Below are 14,437 nucleotides of genomic sequence, written 5' to 3'. Positions count from 1 at the left end.
CATGACCACGTCTCCGCCCCGTACCGGATCCGCGACCGAGCCGCCCGCGCCGCCCGATGTCGCCGCCCCCGGCCCCAACGCCGGCTCATCCGGCCCGGCGGCCACCGCCGGCCTGACCGCCCCGGCAGGCCCATCCGTCTCGGCCAACCCCGCCACCCCGCTCCGTACCGGGCCCGTGGCCGATCCCGGCGCCGGGTCCGGCTGCGGCTCATCCGGCCCGGCGGCCACCGCCGGCCTGACCGCCCCCGCCTCCGGCCCGGCGGCCCCGGCCGGCCTGCCCCAGCGGGCGGAACTGTCCCGCCCCACCGGCCCGTCCATCTCGTCCGACCCGGCCACCTCTCCCAGCCTGACCGGCCCGTATCAGCCGAACACCGCGGCAGACCCGACCGACCTGCCCGGCCCACCCGGCGTCGCCGGCCCGGCGGCCCGGCCGGCCCCGGTCGGCCGCTCCGGCCCTTCCGGCGCCCCCGCCTCCGCCGTCCCCTCCCCCACCGCCACCCCGCTCGGCCGGGTTCTCACCGTCACCGTGCTCGGGTCCGTCATGGCGGTGCTCGACATGACGATCGTCAATGTCGCGCTGCGCAGTCTCTCGGACGCCTTCCGGGCCCCGCTGACCACCATTCAGTGGGCCGCCACCGCCTACTCCCTGGCGCTCGCCGCCGTCATCCCGACCGCCGCCTGGGCGATAGGGCGAATCGGGGCGCGGCGCGCGTACCTCACGGCGCTCGCGCTCTTCACCCTCGGTTCGCTGCTCGCCGCGGGCGCCTGGGACGCGGGGAGTCTGATCGCGTTCCGTGCCGTGCAGGGGCTCGGCGGCGGGCTGTTGATGCCCGTGGGGATGACGATGGTGATGCGCGCGGCCGATCCGGAGCGGATGGGCCGCGCGATGGCGATCGGCGGACTGCCGATCCTGGTCGGGCCGGTGCTCGGACCGACGCTCGGCGGATGGCTGGTCGACGCCGCGTCCTGGCACTGGATCTTCCTGATCAACGTGCCGCTCGGCGCGCTCGCCCTCGCCCTCGCCGCCCGGCTGCTGCGCCCCGACGCGCCCCGCGCCGGCGACCCGGCGCCGCCCCGGCTCGACGTACCGGGTCTGCTGACGCTCTCCCCCGGGCTCGCGCTGCTGCTCTACGGGCTCGCGCGCGGCGGCGAGGCGGGGAACTTCACCGCCCTGGAGGCATGGCTCCCCGCGGCGGCGGGAGTGCTGCTCGTCGCCGGTTTCGTACGGCGGGCCCTGACGGCCCGTGAGCCGCTGCTCGACCTGCGGCTGCTCCGCGACCGCACCTTCGCGGCGGGCATCGGCACCCTCGCCCTGTTCACCTGCGGCTACTTCGGCTCGATGCTGCTCGGGCCGGTGTACTGGCAGGCGGCCCGCGGGTTCACGGCGAGCTCCACCGGGCTGCTCGCCATGCCCGTCGGGCTCACCGTCGGCCTCACCATGCAGATCGCCGCGCGGCGCATCGACTCGGTCGCGCCCCGGCGGCTGATCCCCGCGGGTGTCGCCGTCGCCGCGCTCGGCATGGGGATGAGCGCGCTGCAGACCGGCATCCCGGACGTGGCGGTCTGGCGGCCGGTCGCGGCGGCGATGCTGATGGGGGTCGGCGCGGGCATCGTGATGATGCCGACGATGACCACCGCGAGCCGCGATCTGCCCAGGCACCGGCTGGCCGCCGCGAGTACGGCGCTGAGCATCGACTCCCAGCTCGGCGCGGCGGTCGGCACGGCGCTCTGCTCGGTGCTCCTCGCGTCGGCGGGCACCGACCCGGCCGGGTTCCGGCTCACCTACGCCGTCGCCGCGGGGCTGCTCACCCTGGCTGTACTGCCCGCCCTGTTCCTGCCGGGGCGCCGGGCGGAACTCCCTCGCTGAAGGGAACCCGCGGGGTGCCCTCGCGCGCGGCACCCGCCTGGGGCACCGTGATCGCCATCGACAGGCCCCCGCCGGGGGTGTCCTCGGCGGTGACGGTGCCGCCCATCGCCTCGACGAAGCCGCGCGCCACCGCGAGGCCGAGGCCCACGCCGGCGCCGCGCGGCACGTCGCCGTACCGCTGGAAGGGCGCGAAGATGCGGTCCTTGGCGTCGTCCGGGACGCCGGGGCCCCGGTCGACGACCCGGATCTGCACCCCGCCCCCCAGGGCGCCGGCCGAGACGAGCACGGGGACGCCGTCCGGGCTGTACTTGACCGCGTTCTCCACGATGTTGGCGACGGCCCGCTCCAGCAGGCCCCGGTCGACCGCGACCATCGGCAGGGTCTCGGGGATGTCGAGTTCGACGCTCCCCTCGGGGACCCCGCCGAGGGCCATCGGCACCACCTCGTCGAGGTCGGTCTCGCGGATCACCGGGGTGACCGTGCCCGTCTCCAGGCGTGACATGTCGAGCAGGTTCCCCACCAGGTGGTCGAGCCGGTCGGCGCCCTCCTCGATGCCTTCGAGCAGCAGGGCCCGGTCGTCCTCGCTCCACTCCACGTCGTCCGAACGCAGGGACGTCACCGAGGCCTTGATGCCCGCGAGCGGCGTACGCAGGTCGTGGCTGACGGCGGCGAGCAGCGAGGTGCGGATCTTGTTGCCCTCGGCGAGCCGGCGGGCCTCCTCGGCCTCGTCGACCAGCCGCTGCCGGTCGAGGACCACGGCGGCCTGGGCGGCGAAGGCGCCGAGGACGCGCCGGTCCTCGGCGGGCAGGACACGTCCGGTCAGGGCGAGCGCGAGCCGGTCGCTCACCGGCATGTCGACGTCCGCGTCCTCGGGCCGGGCCACCGGGGCGGCGACGCCGACGCTCGCCGTGCAGCTCCAGGGTTCCAGGTCCCCGGCCCGTTCGAGGAGCGCCACGGAGTCCATCGAGAAGGTCTCGCGGACCCGTTCGAGCAGGGCCTCCAGGCTGGTCTCTCCGCGCAGCACGCTGCCCGCGAGGAAGGACAGGGTCTCCGCCTCGGCGCGCAGCCGGGCCGCCTGGTGGGTGCGGCGGGCCGCCAGGTCCACGACGGAGGCGACCGATATGGCCACCCCGACGAAGATGAGCAGCGCGACGATGTTCTCGGGGTCGGCGATCGTCAGTTTCCCGACCGGCGGGGTGAAGTAGTAGTTGAGTACGAGGGAGCCGACGGCCGCCGAGACGAGCGCGGGCAGCAGTCCGCCGAGGAGGGCCGCCGCGACCGTCAGCGACAGGAAGAGCAGCATGTCGTTGGCGAGGCCCATGTCGGGCGCCAGCCGGCTGATCAGCAGCGCCAGCGGGACCGGGCCGAGCACGCCGACCAGCCAGCCCCAGACGATCCGGGCCCGGCCGAGCAGCCGGCCCGCGCGGGCGACCGGCAGGCCGCGGCCCTTCGCCATCGCGTCGTGCGTGACGATGTGGACGTCCAGGTCGGGGCCGGACTCGCGGGCGACGGTGGCGCTGACGCCGGGGCTGAGCACGGACTGCCAGGTGCGGCGGCGGCTGACGCCGAGGACGATCTGGGTGGCGTTGACGCCGCGGGCGAAGGACAGCAGGCCGGTGGGGATGTCGTCGCCGACGACATGGTGGAAGGTGCCGCCGAGGTCCTCGACGAGGGTGCGCTGGACGGCCAGTTCCTTCGGCGAGGCCGCGGTGAGGCCGTCGCTGCGGGAGATGTAGACGGCGAGGACCTCGCCGCCCGCGCCCTTCTCGGCGAGCCGGGCGGCGCGCCGTATCAGGGTGCGGCCCTCGGGGCCGCCGGTGAGGCCGACGACGATCCGCTCCCGGGAGGCCCAGATCTTCGAGACCTGGTGTTCGGTCCGGTACTCCTGGAGGTATTCGTCGACCCGGTCCGCCGTCCACAGCAGCGCGAGCTCGCGCAGGGCGGTGAGGTTGCCGGGGCGGAAGTAGTTGGAGAGGGCCGCGTCGACCTTGTCGGCCTTGTAGACGTTGCCGTGCGCCATGCGCCGCCGCAGGGCCTGCGGCGACATGTCGACCAGCTCTATCTGGTCGGCGCGCCGTACCACCTCGTCGGGGACGGTCTCCCGCTGCCGTACGCCGGTGATCGACTCGACGACGTCGCCGAGCGACTCCAGATGCTGGATGTTGACGGTCGAGACGACGTCGATGCCGGCGGCGAGCAGTTCCTCGACGTCCTGCCAGCGCTTGGAGTTGCGCGAGCCCGGCACGTTGGTGTGCGGGAGCTCGTCGACGAGGGCGACGGCCGGCCGGCGGGCGAGCACGGCGTCGAGGTCCATCTCGGGGAAGGTGGTGCCCCGGTACTCGATGTCCGTGCGCGGTACGACCTCCAGGCCGTGCAGCATGACCTCGGTACGCGGCCGGCTGTGGTGCTCGACGTACGCGACGACCACGTCGGTGCCGCGCTCGACGCGCCGGTGGCCCTCGGAGAGCATCGCGTACGTCTTGCCGACGCCGGGCGCCGAGCCCAGATAGATCCGGAGTCTTCCGCGTCTAGGCATGTGCCGGTCCGTCCTTCTCGGCTCCCGGCTCGAAGCGGTAACCCATGCCGGACTCGGTGATCAGATAGCGGGGGTGGGAGGGGTCGGGTTCCAGTTTGCGCCGCAACTGCGCCATGTAGACGCGCAGATAGTTGGTGTTGCCGCGGTGGCTCGCGCCCCAGACCTCCTCCAGGAGCAGGCGCTGCGCGACCAGGCGGCCCGGGTTGCGGACCAGGATGTCGAGCAGGTGCCACTCGGTGGGGGTGAGCCGGACGTCCCGCTCGCCGCGGCGGACCTTGCGGGCGACGAGGTCGACGGTGAAGTCGGCGGTCTCGACGGTGGTGACCTCGGTCGTGGGGACGGCCTCGCGGCGCCGGGCGGCGGCCCGCAGCCGGGCGAGCAGCTCGTCCATGCTGAACGGCTTGGTCATGTAGTCGTCGGCGCCGGCGTCCAGGGCGTACACCTTCTCCTCGGAGGCGGTACGGGCGGACAGCACCAGGATCGGTACCCGGGTCCAGCCGCGCAGCCCCGCGATGACGTCGATGCCGTCCATGTCGGGCAGCCCGAGGTCGAGGACGACGACGTCCGGGCGGCGGTCGGCGGCGAGGCGCAGGGCCGTGGCCCCGTCGGGCGCGGCGTCGACCTCGTACGCCCGTGCCTGGAGGTTGATGACCAGCGCCCGCGCGAGTTGGGGGTCGTCCTCCACGACCAGTACCCGGGTCATCCGTGGGGGCCTTCCTGTTCAGGGGTTTCACGGCCGAAGGGCCCGGGAGGTCTCCCGGGCCCGTGGGCCTGCTGCATAGTGACGGACTGTCAGCCCTTGGCGGCCACGAGCGCCTTCAGCGCGATGTTGAGCTGGAGGACGTTGACCCGGGGCTCGCCGACGAAGCCGAGGATCCGGCCGTCGGTGTGGTCGGCGACCAGCTTGGCGACCTGGGCCACGGTGAGGTGGTTCAGCTCGGCGACCCGGTGCACCTGGAGCTCGGCGTACTCCGGGGAGATGTGCGGGTCGAGGCCGGAGCCGGAGGAGGTGACGGCGTCGGCCGGCACGTCCTCGGGCTTCACCGTGTAGCCGGCGACGGAGTTGTCCTTGACGACGGCCGCCTTGGCGTCCATGACCTGGGCGCAGAGCGTGCCCTCCTCGGGCTTCTCCGGGCAGTAGGCCTTGCCGTTCTTGTCGGTCAGCGCGCCGTTGTCGCCGGAGCGGTTGGTGGCACCCGAGAGGATGATCTTGTACTGGGTGTTGACGGAGTTGGTTCCGAGGCCGTTCGACGGGCGCGGCTGGAACCACTTGAGGTCCTTGTAGGCCTGGCCGATCAGCTCGGATCCGACGACCCGGCCGCTCGCGTCCTTGATCTCGGAGCCGTTGGCCTTGCCAGGGAAGGCGAGTTGCGCGATACCGGTGACGACGAGCGGGTAGATCACGCCCAGCACGACCGTGAGGACCAGGAGGGCGCGCAGGCCCGCCCAGAGCAACCGCCCCGCGTTTCCTACGGAGTTATTCATGTCAGCCGATTCCGGGGATGAGGGAGATGAGCAGGTCGATGATCTTGATGCCGATGAACGGGGCGATCAGGCCGCCGAGTCCGTAGAGACCCAGGTTGCGGCGCAGCATCGAGTCGGCGCTGGAGGGCCGGTAGCGCACGCCCTTCAGGGCGAGCGGCACCAGCGCGATGATGATCAGCGCGTTGAAGATGACCGCCGACAGGATCGCGGACTCCGGCGAGGCGAGCTGCATGATGTTGAGCTTGTCCAGGCCCGGGTAGGCGACCGCGAACATCGCGGGGATGATCGCGAAGTACTTCGCGACGTCGTTGGCGATGGAGAAGGTGGTCAGCGCGCCTCGCGTGATGAGGAGCTGCTTGCCGATCTCGACGATCTCGATGAGCTTGGTCGGGTTCGAGTCGAGGTCGACCATGTTGCCGGCCTCCTTCGCGGCCGACGTACCCGTGTTCATCGCCACGCCGACATCCGCCTGCGCGAGCGCCGGGGCGTCGTTCGTACCGTCACCGGTCATCGCGACCAGCTTGCCGCCCGCCTGCTCGCGCTTGATCAGCGCCATCTTGTCCTCGGGCGTGGCCTCGGCGAGGAAGTCGTCGACACCGGCCTCCTCGGCGATGGCCCTGGCGGTCAGCGGGTTGTCACCCGTGATCATGATCGTCTTGATGCCCATGCGGCGCAGCTCGTCGAACCGCTCGCGCATGCCCTCCTTGACGACGTCCTTCAGGTGGATGACGCCGAGGACGCGCGCGCCCTTGTCGTCCGCCACGGCCACGAGCAGCGGCGTGCCGCCGGCCTGCGAGATCGCGTCGGTGAGCTGCTGCGCGTCCTTGGCGACATCGCCGCCCTGCTCCTCCACCCAGGCCACGACCGAACCGGCCGCGCCCTTCCTGACCTTGCGGCCGTCCACGTCCACACCCGACATACGGGTCTGGGCGGTGAACTCGATCCAGGTGGCGTGCGCCAGTTCGCCCTGGTGGCGCTCGCGCAGCCCGTACTTCTCCTTGGCGAGGACGACGATCGAGCGGCCCTCGGGCGTCTCGTCCGCGAGGGAGGAGAGCTGGGCGGCGTCGGCGACCTCGGCCTCCGTCGTCCCGCGGACGGGCACGAACTCGGCGGCCTGGCGGTTGCCGAGGGTGATGGTGCCGGTCTTGTCGAGCAGCAGCGTGGACACGTCGCCGGCGGCCTCGACCGCGCGGCCCGACATCGCGAGCACGTTGCGCTGGACGAGCCGGTCCATGCCGGCGATGCCGATCGCGGAGAGCAGCGCGCCGATCGTCGTCGGGATGAGGCAGACGAGCAGCGCGGTGAGGACGATCATCGACGTCTGCTTGTCGGCACCGGCGTAGATCGCGAAGGGCTTGAGGGTGACGACGGCGAGCAGGAAGACGATGGTGAGGGACGCCAGCAGGATGTTGAGGGCGATCTCGTTGGGGGTCTTCTGCCGGGCGGCGCCCTCGACCAGGTTGATCATGCGGTCGATGAAGGTCTCGCCGGGCTTCGTCGTGATCTTGATGACGATGCGGTCGGACAGCACCTTCGTACCGCCGGTGACGGCCGAGCGGTCGCCGCCGGACTCGCGGATGACCGGGGCGGACTCGCCCGTGATCGCCGACTCGTCCACGGACGCGACGCCCTCGACGACGTCACCGTCGCCGGGGATGATGTCGCCGGCCTCGCAGACCACGAGGTCGCCGATCCGCAGCTCGGTGCCGGGGACCTGCTCCTCGCTCCGGCCGTCCTTGCCGCCCTGTCCGCCCTGTCCGCCCTTGCCGTCCTTGCCGTCCTTGCTGCCCTTGCCGTCCTTGCCGTCCTTGAGGAGACGGCGGGCGACGGTCTCGGTCTTGGCCTTGCGCAGGGTGTCGGCCTGCGCCTTGCCGCGGCCCTCTGCGACCGCCTCCGCCAGGTTGGCGAAGATCGTCGTCAGCCACAGCCAGGCGGCGATCGCCCAGCCGAACCAGTCGCCCGGGTGCATGACGGCGAGGACGGTGGTGACGACCGAGCCGACCAGGACCACGAACATGACCGGGGACTTGACCATCACGCGCGGGTCGAGCTTGCGCACCGCGTCCGGCAGCGACTTGACCAGCTGCTTCGGGTCGAACAGGCCCCCGCCGACCCGTCCTGCGTCGGCCTCCTTGCGCGAAGGCCGGGGCGCGTCGTCGTGCGGCGCGCGGGTGGGTGTGAGGGTGCTCATGCTGCGAGTCCTTCGGCGAGCGGGCCAAGGGCCAGGGCCGGGAAGTAGGTGAGACCGGTGATGATCATGATGGTGCCGACGAGCAGGCCGGTGAACAGCGGCTTCTCGGTGCGCAGGGTGCCCGCGGTCTCGGGTACGGGCTTCTGCTCGGCGAGCGAGCCGGCCAGGGCGAGCACGAACACCATAGGCAGGAACCGGCCGAGCAGCATCGCGATGCCGATGGTCGAGTTGAACCACTGGGTGTCGGCGTTGAGGCCGGCGAAGGCGGAGCCGTTGTTGTTGGCGCCGGAGGTGTAGGCGTACAGGATCTCGGAGAAGCCGTGCGCGCCCGAGTTCGTCATCGAGTGCGCCGGGGTGTCCAGCGCCATCGCCGCGGCGGTGAAGCACAGGACGAGGGCCGGGGTGACGAGGATGTAGAGCGCCGCGAACTTGATCTCGCGGGTGCCGATCTTCTTGCCCAGGTACTCGGGGGTGCGGCCGACCATCAGACCGGCGATGAAGACGGCGATGATCGCCATGATCAGCATGCCGTAGAGGCCGGAGCCCACACCACCGGGCGCGATCTCGCCGAGCTGCATGCCCAGCATCGTGATGCCGCCGCCGAAGCCGGTGAAGGACGAGTGGAAGGAGTCCACCGCACCGGTCGAGGTCAGCGTGGTGGTGACCGCGAAGATCGACGAGGCGCCGACGCCGAAGCGGGTCTCCTTGCCCTCCGTGGCGCCGCCCGCGATGTCGAAGGCGGGGCCCGGGTGGGCGAACTCGGTCCACATCATCAGGCCGACGAAGGCCAGCCAGATGACGCCCATGGTCGCCAGGATCGCGTAGCCCTGCTTGATCGAGCCGACCATGCGGCCGAAGGTGCGGGTCAGCGCGAAGGGGATGACCAGGATCAGGTAGATCTCGAAGAGGTTGGAGAGCCCGTTGGGGTTCTCGAAGGGGTGGGCCGAGTTGGCGTTGAAGTAACCGCCGCCGTTGGTGCCCAGCTCCTTGATGACCTCCTGGGAGGCGACGGCGCCGCCGTTCCACTGCTGCGTACCGCCCGTGAACTGCCCGACCTCGTGGATGCCGGAGAAGTTCTGGATGGCGCCGGTGGCGACCAGGACGATCGCGCCGATCACCGAGATCGGCAGCAGGACGCGGACACAGCCGCGGACCAGGTCGGCCCAGAAGTTGCCGAGCTCGCCGGTACGGGACCGGGCGAAGCCGCGGACCAGGGCGACCGCCACGGCGATGCCCACGGCCGCCGAGACGAAGTTCTGCACCGCGAGGCCGCCGGTCTGCACGACGTGGCCCATGGCCTGCTCGCCGTAGTACGACTGCCAGTTGGTGTTCGCGACGAAGGACGCGGCCGTGTTGAAGGCCTGGTCCGGGTCGATGGAGACGAAGCCGAGCGAGCCGGGCAGGGAACCCTGGAGACGCTGCAGCAGGTAGAGGAAGAGGACGCTCACCGCGGAGAAGGCGAGCACGCCGCGCAGGTAGGCGGGCCACCGCATCTCGGTGTCGGGATTGGCTCCGATGGCCTTGTAGATCCACTTCTCGGGCTTGTAGTGCTTCTCCGAGGAGTAGACCTTCGCCATGTAGTCACCGAGCGGCCGGTAGGACAGGCCGAGGGCGACGACGAGGGCGAGGAGCTGGAGAACGCCGGCAAGGACAGGACTCATGTCGGGGCTCAGAACCTCTCCGGCTTGACGAGGGCGAGGACGAGATACCCGAGCAGGGCGACGGCGACGACGAGGCCGACGATGTTCTCGGCGGTCACAGCTTCGCCACCCCCTTGGCGATGAAGGCCACCAGCGCGAAGATCGCGATCGTGGTGACCACGAAGGCCACGTCGGCCATCGTGAGCTCCTGACGGAGAGAGCGGATTTTCTGACGTGAAGAGGAAACCGCTTTTCAGCCAGGTCGCGGCCTCCGTTGATGGGCCCCTAACGCCCTTGGCGGACGTCTTGACGCATCTCCTACGCGGCTTTCGGTCAGGGACGGACGGAGTCGGCCAGTGGTACTCACTGTGACCATAGGCGCACCCACCGTAGACCCGCTCAGCGGTACTCGGCGAGCCGGGGCCGCAGACCCAGGACGGTCAGCAGGGCGGCGAGGAGCAGGGCCGCGCCGGCGGCCGGGAGGAGGCCGGCGAGGTCGGCCCGGCCCTCGGCGGCGGAGCTCGTGAAGGAGGACCGGTTGAGGTCGGTGAGCTTCTGGAGCTCGGTCATCCAGACGCCGAAGTGGGCGTTGGACTGGTCCGGCTGCCAGCCGAGGCAGAAGACGACGGCCTCGCGCTCCTTGCCCTGCCCGACCAGATCGCGGAAGGTGCGGTCGTCGTGCTGGTAGACGGCATAGGCGTCGATGGTGCGCTCGGCGGCCTCGCGCTCGCCGGGGAAGGTGATGTTGTCGAGTTCGCGGCGGAACTCGCCGGTGAACCGCAGGACGCTGTGGTCGCCGCGGTAGGCCGCCCAGGTGACGTCGAGCCGGTCGGCGTACGTGTCGAGCGTGGCGCCCTGGACGCCGTACAGCTTCTGGGACCTCTCCAGGTACGTGGACTCGTAGGAGCTCCGCAGGCTGGGGAAGAGCAGGAAGTGGCTCTCGTCGGCGTTGGCCTGGTAGGAGAGCGCGCGGGCCTTGGAGAGGGCCACGACCGAGTCGTACGAGTCGTGGCGGGCGACCCGCATCTGCTCGGCGGTGCCGGAGAGGGCCTGGCCGGCCAGGACGAGGGCCGTGACCGCACACAGGGTGGCCGCGACGAGCCCGGGATTGAGGATCCGCCGGAAGCGGACGGCCAGGAACCACTGGAGGGCGCCGAGCAGCAGCAGGAGCAGCCCGCCGAGGGCGAGCAGGGTGAGCTCCTCGGCGTCGAGCGCGTCACGGGCGTCGGTGTAGTCGGCCAGATAGGTGGTGTCGTTGGTCCGGACGAGGGCCTCGGCCTCGGGGAGCAGCTCGTCGCCGAGGAGTTGGTTGGCCGACTGGTAGTCGCTCCGGGCGTCGGCCTTGCCGCCGGGGCGGGCGTCGTTCTCCAGGGCGCGGCCGATGCGCTCCTGGTAGATCGCGAAGTTCTCGGTGAGCCGGTCGACGGTCTCCTCGGCGGCCGGGTCGCCCTCGGCGGCGACGGCGAGGACGCGCAGCTCGTGGCTGACGGTGCGGCGGGCGTCGTCGTAGAAGCCGGTGGCCTTGGTGTACGCCTCGTCGAGCCGGCCCCGGCCGGCCTCGCCGCTGGACAGCAGGATGTTGGCGGCCTGGGCGTCCATGTCGTTGAGGGCCAGGTCCACGCCCGCGGCGCTGGTGATGCTCGGCGCGTGGGCCTGCTCTGCGGTGTCCCAGGCACCGTCGGCGGCGAGGCCGGAGCGCAGCAGCAGGACGGCGAGCGCGGCGAGCAGGACGAGCGTGGCGGTACGGGCCAGGCGCAGGCGGGCCGGGACGGTCGCGGCCAGGGCGCGGATCCGTCCGCGGACCCGTACCCCGGCGCGGTGGACCGCCCGGCGGGGGAACGGCTCCTCGGAACCCTCGGAACCCTCGGAACCGTTCCCCGCCGGGCGGGCGGGCCGCGACCCCCCTCGTGATCGCGGACCCCGGGGGTCCAGGTCCGGGTCCGGGCCCAGAGGGTCCGGGTCCGGCGGCCGCACGACCGTCGCATGGCTGATTGCGGCTGCCGGCCGGGCCCCCTCGCCCGGATCCTGCTGCGCTCGACCAGTGGTGAGCGTCATACGCCCTCCCCCTCACGCGGCGGACGGGCGTCCGCTCCCCCGTACCGGTCAGTCTTGGCGGGTACGGACACCCGATCGACCGCCCTTGACGCTCTCCTGACGCTCCGTCGGCCCATCCATACGCCGCCCATACGCCACCGGGACGGTCCTCGTCAGAGGGGCGTCAACAGCGGTCGTTCCGGCCGCGGTTGGCCCCTTTCAGGGCCTAGATTCCTTCTCGGCCGCTCCGCTTCGAGCACGGACGTCAGTGGCCTGGCCCCCGCTCGAAGACGGCTGATGCGACGCAGCGCCTCCTCGCTCGTCGCGCCCCGCCCCGCGGCCCGCCGGTCCCGCAGGACACCCATCCCTGGACCGGCGGGCCGCGACCGCGTGAAGACCCGCCGCCGCCCGCCGTCCCGGGCGGCGGCTCTTTCATGACGTCACGAAGGTGCCTCCATGACCTCCGCCACCTCCGCCACCTCAGCCGCCTCCCACCGGGCCGTCCCGGGCGGGCTGCTCGAACCCGTACAGCTGCTCACCTCGTTCCCCGAGGCGCTGCGCAAGCTCCATCCACGGGCCCTGGTCCGCAATCCGGTGCTGTTCGTGGTGGCCGCGGGCTCGGTCCTCACCACCCTCTCCGCGCTCGTCCACCCGTCCGTCTTCACCTGGGTGATCAGCGTCTGGCTGTGGCTCACGGTGGTCTTCGCCAATCTGGCGGAGGCGGTGGCGGAGGGCCGGGGCCGGGCGCAGGCCGAGTCGCTGCGCCGGGCCCGTACGGACACGGTGGCGCTCCGGCTCAAGCGCTGGCGGTACGGCACGAACGCGCGCACCGCCGAGACGGAGGCGGTCGCGGCCACCGAGCTCCGGCAGTTCGACTTCGTCATCGTCGAGGCCGGGGAGCTGATCCCGGCGGACGGCGACGTCGTGGACGGGGCGGCCGCGGTCGACGAGTCGGCGGTGACCGGCGAGTCCGCCCCGGTGATCCGCGAGGCGGGCGGCGACCGCTCCGGCGTCACCGGCGGTACGACCGTGCTCTCCGACCGGATCGTCATCCGGGTCACCTCCCGCCCCGGGCACTCGTTCCTGGACCGGATGATCGCCCTGGTCGAGGGCGCGCAGCGGCAGAAGACCCCCAACGAGATAGCGCTCAACATCCTCCTCGCCGCGCTCACCGTGGTCTTCCTGCTCGTCGTCCTCACCCTCCAGCCGATGGCCGGACACGCCCACGCCGCCCAGTCGACCACCGTGCTCGTCGCCCTCCTGGTGACCCTGATCCCGACGACGATCGGCGCGCTGCTCTCCGCGATCGGCATCGCCGGCATGGACCGGCTCGTCCAGCGCAATGTGATCGCCATGTCGGGCCGCGCCGTCGAGGCCGCCGGCGACGTCGACACCCTCCTCCTCGACAAGACCGGCACCATCACCCACGGCAACCGGCAGGCCGCCGGCTTCGTGCCGCTGCCGGGCGTGGCCCCGGCCCTCCTGGCCGACGCCGCGCAGCTGTCGTCCCTGGCCGACGAGACACCCGAGGGGCGCTCGATCGTCGCCCTCGCCAGGGAGCAGTACGGACTGCTGCCGCCCGAGCCGGGCGAGCTCGCCGAGACGCACTACGAGCCGTTCAGCGCCCGGACCCGGATGAGCGGGATCAACCTGCGCTGGCCCAACGGCGACGGGTGCGCCGTGCGCAAGGGCGCCGCCGCCCAGGTCCTCGACTGGGTGCGGCTGCGCGGCGGCCCGGTCTCCGAGGAGGCCCGCACCTGGGCGGACGCGATCGCGGCCGGTGGCGGCACGCCGCTGCTCGTCGCCGTGCACGACGCGGACGGGCCACGGGTGCTCGGCATCGTGCACCTCAAGGACGTGGTGAAGGACGGCATCCGGGAACGGTTCGCGGAGCTGCGCCGGATGGGCATCCGTACGGTGATGATCACGGGTGACAACCCGCTGACCGCCAGGGCCATCGCCGAGGAGGCCGGTGTCGACGACTTCCTCGCCGAGGCCACGCCCGAGGACAAGCTCGCCCTCATCCGGCGCGAGCAGGCGGGCGGCAAGCTGGTCGCGATGACCGGTGACGGCACGAACGACGCCCCGGCGCTCGCGCAGGCGGACGTCGGCGTGGCGATGAACACGGGCACGTCGGCCGCGAAGGAGGCCGGCAACATGGTCGACCTCGACTCCAACCCCACCAAGCTCATCGACATCGTCGAGATCGGCAAGCAGCTCCTCATCACCCGGGGCGCGCTGACCACCTTCTCCATCACCAACGACGTCGCCAAGTACTTCGCGATCATCCCGGCCATGTTCGCCGGCGCCTACCCCGGTCTCGGCGCGCTCAACATCATGGGCCTGCACAGCCCGACCTCGGCGATCACCTCGGCCATCATCTTCAACGCCCTGATCATCGTCGCCCTGATCCCGCTCGCCCTGCGCGGCGTGCGGTGGACCCCGGCGTCCGCGCACGACCTGCTGAAGCGGAACCTGATGATGTACGGGGTGGGTGGCCTGGTCCTGCCGTTCGTCGGCATCAAGCTGATCGACCTGGTCGTGTCGACCGTGCCGGGCATCGGATGACACCCGCGCCCGCAGGCGTGAATCCTCATCAGGGCGGCGTCAGGGAAAGCCGGTTCGCCTTGTCGGGGGATCCGGCCCGGGGTTCGATGAAGAACGTGAACAGCGCGTGGCTCCTG

At 71.9% G+C, this 14,437-nt stretch carries 9 protein-coding genes; 2 read left to right on the top strand and 7 right to left on the bottom strand.

Features of this window, described 5'->3' with window-relative positions; genetic code table 11:
• Position 1: 1 nt before the first annotated feature.
• On the top strand, positions 2-1,867 hold the full coding sequence (locus AB0C73_RS16390) for a DHA2 family efflux MFS transporter permease subunit (RefSeq protein ID WP_362529901.1): 1,866 nt from the start codon (positions 2-4) through the stop codon (positions 1,865-1,867).
• Here AB0C73_RS16390 and AB0C73_RS16385 read toward each other — a convergent pair.
• From AB0C73_RS16385 to AB0C73_RS16355, 7 genes are all read right to left on the bottom strand, one after another.
• Positions 1,806-4,403, bottom strand: a complete 2,598-nt coding sequence (locus AB0C73_RS16385) for a sensor histidine kinase KdpD (RefSeq protein ID WP_362529898.1) — start codon at positions 4,401-4,403, stop codon at positions 1,806-1,808. The genes AB0C73_RS16390 and AB0C73_RS16385 overlap by 62 nt on opposite strands.
• The gene (locus AB0C73_RS16380) at positions 4,396-5,106 is read right to left on the bottom strand and encodes a response regulator (RefSeq protein WP_362529897.1); all 711 of its coding nucleotides are present in this window, start codon (positions 5,104-5,106) and stop codon (positions 4,396-4,398) included. Before AB0C73_RS16380 ends, AB0C73_RS16385 begins: the two co-directional genes overlap by 8 nt.
• A gap of 89 nt (positions 5,107-5,195) precedes the next feature.
• Entirely contained in the window at positions 5,196-5,888 is a 693-nt protein-coding gene (kdpC, locus tag AB0C73_RS16375; RefSeq protein ID WP_362529894.1) for a K(+)-transporting ATPase subunit C, read from the bottom strand.
• A gap of 1 nt (position 5,889) precedes the next feature.
• A complete protein-coding gene (gene kdpB, locus AB0C73_RS16370; protein WP_362529892.1) occupies positions 5,890-8,079 on the bottom strand; it encodes a potassium-transporting ATPase subunit KdpB in 2,190 nt (729 codons plus the stop codon).
• The gene (kdpA, locus tag AB0C73_RS16365; RefSeq protein ID WP_362529889.1) at positions 8,076-9,740 is read right to left on the bottom strand and encodes a potassium-transporting ATPase subunit KdpA; all 1,665 of its coding nucleotides are present in this window, start codon (positions 9,738-9,740) and stop codon (positions 8,076-8,078) included. Before kdpA ends, kdpB (AB0C73_RS16370) begins: the two co-directional genes overlap by 4 nt.
• Positions 9,741-9,748: 8 nt before the next feature.
• Positions 9,749-9,838, bottom strand: a complete 90-nt coding sequence (gene kdpF / locus AB0C73_RS16360; RefSeq protein ID WP_018845955.1) for a K(+)-transporting ATPase subunit F — start codon at positions 9,836-9,838, stop codon at positions 9,749-9,751.
• Positions 9,839-10,118: 280 nt separating this feature from the next.
• The gene (locus AB0C73_RS16355; protein WP_362529886.1) at positions 10,119-11,774 is read right to left on the bottom strand and encodes a hypothetical protein; all 1,656 of its coding nucleotides are present in this window, start codon (positions 11,772-11,774) and stop codon (positions 10,119-10,121) included.
• 435 nt (positions 11,775-12,209) lie between these two features.
• On the opposite strand from AB0C73_RS16355, the gene kdpB (AB0C73_RS16350) reads away from it, so the two are divergent.
• Complete coding sequence (gene kdpB, locus AB0C73_RS16350) at positions 12,210-14,321, top strand: potassium-transporting ATPase subunit KdpB (protein WP_362529883.1); 2,112 nt, start codon at positions 12,210-12,212, stop codon at positions 14,319-14,321.
• Positions 14,322-14,437: the final 116 nt, after the last annotated feature.

This window comes from Streptomyces sp. NPDC048623 (genome assembly GCF_040650755.1).
Lineage (GTDB): Bacteria > Actinomycetota > Actinomycetes > Streptomycetales > Streptomycetaceae > Streptomyces.
This window is presented reverse-complemented; position numbering and strand designations above follow the sequence as displayed.

Excerpts from the sequence above, each read along its gene's own strand:
- AB0C73_RS16390 (WP_362529901.1), top strand. The coding sequence starts at position 2 with ATGACCACGTCTCCGCCCCGTACCGGATCCGCGACCGAGCCGCCCGCG.
- AB0C73_RS16385 (WP_362529898.1), bottom strand. The coding sequence starts at position 4,403 with ATGCCTAGACGCGGAAGACTCCGGATCTATCTGGGCTCGGCGCCCGGC.
- AB0C73_RS16380 (WP_362529897.1), bottom strand. The coding sequence starts at position 5,106 with ATGACCCGGGTACTGGTCGTGGAGGACGACCCCCAACTCGCGCGGGCG.
- kdpC (WP_362529894.1), bottom strand. The coding sequence starts at position 5,888 with ATGAATAACTCCGTAGGAAACGCGGGGCGGTTGCTCTGGGCGGGCCTG.
- kdpB (WP_362529892.1), bottom strand. The coding sequence starts at position 8,079 with ATGAGCACCCTCACACCCACCCGCGCGCCGCACGACGACGCGCCCCGG.
- kdpA (WP_362529889.1), bottom strand. The coding sequence starts at position 9,740 with ATGAGTCCTGTCCTTGCCGGCGTTCTCCAGCTCCTCGCCCTCGTCGTC.
- AB0C73_RS16355 (WP_362529886.1), bottom strand. The coding sequence starts at position 11,774 with ATGACGCTCACCACTGGTCGAGCGCAGCAGGATCCGGGCGAGGGGGCC.
- kdpB (WP_362529883.1), top strand. The coding sequence starts at position 12,210 with ATGACCTCCGCCACCTCCGCCACCTCAGCCGCCTCCCACCGGGCCGTC.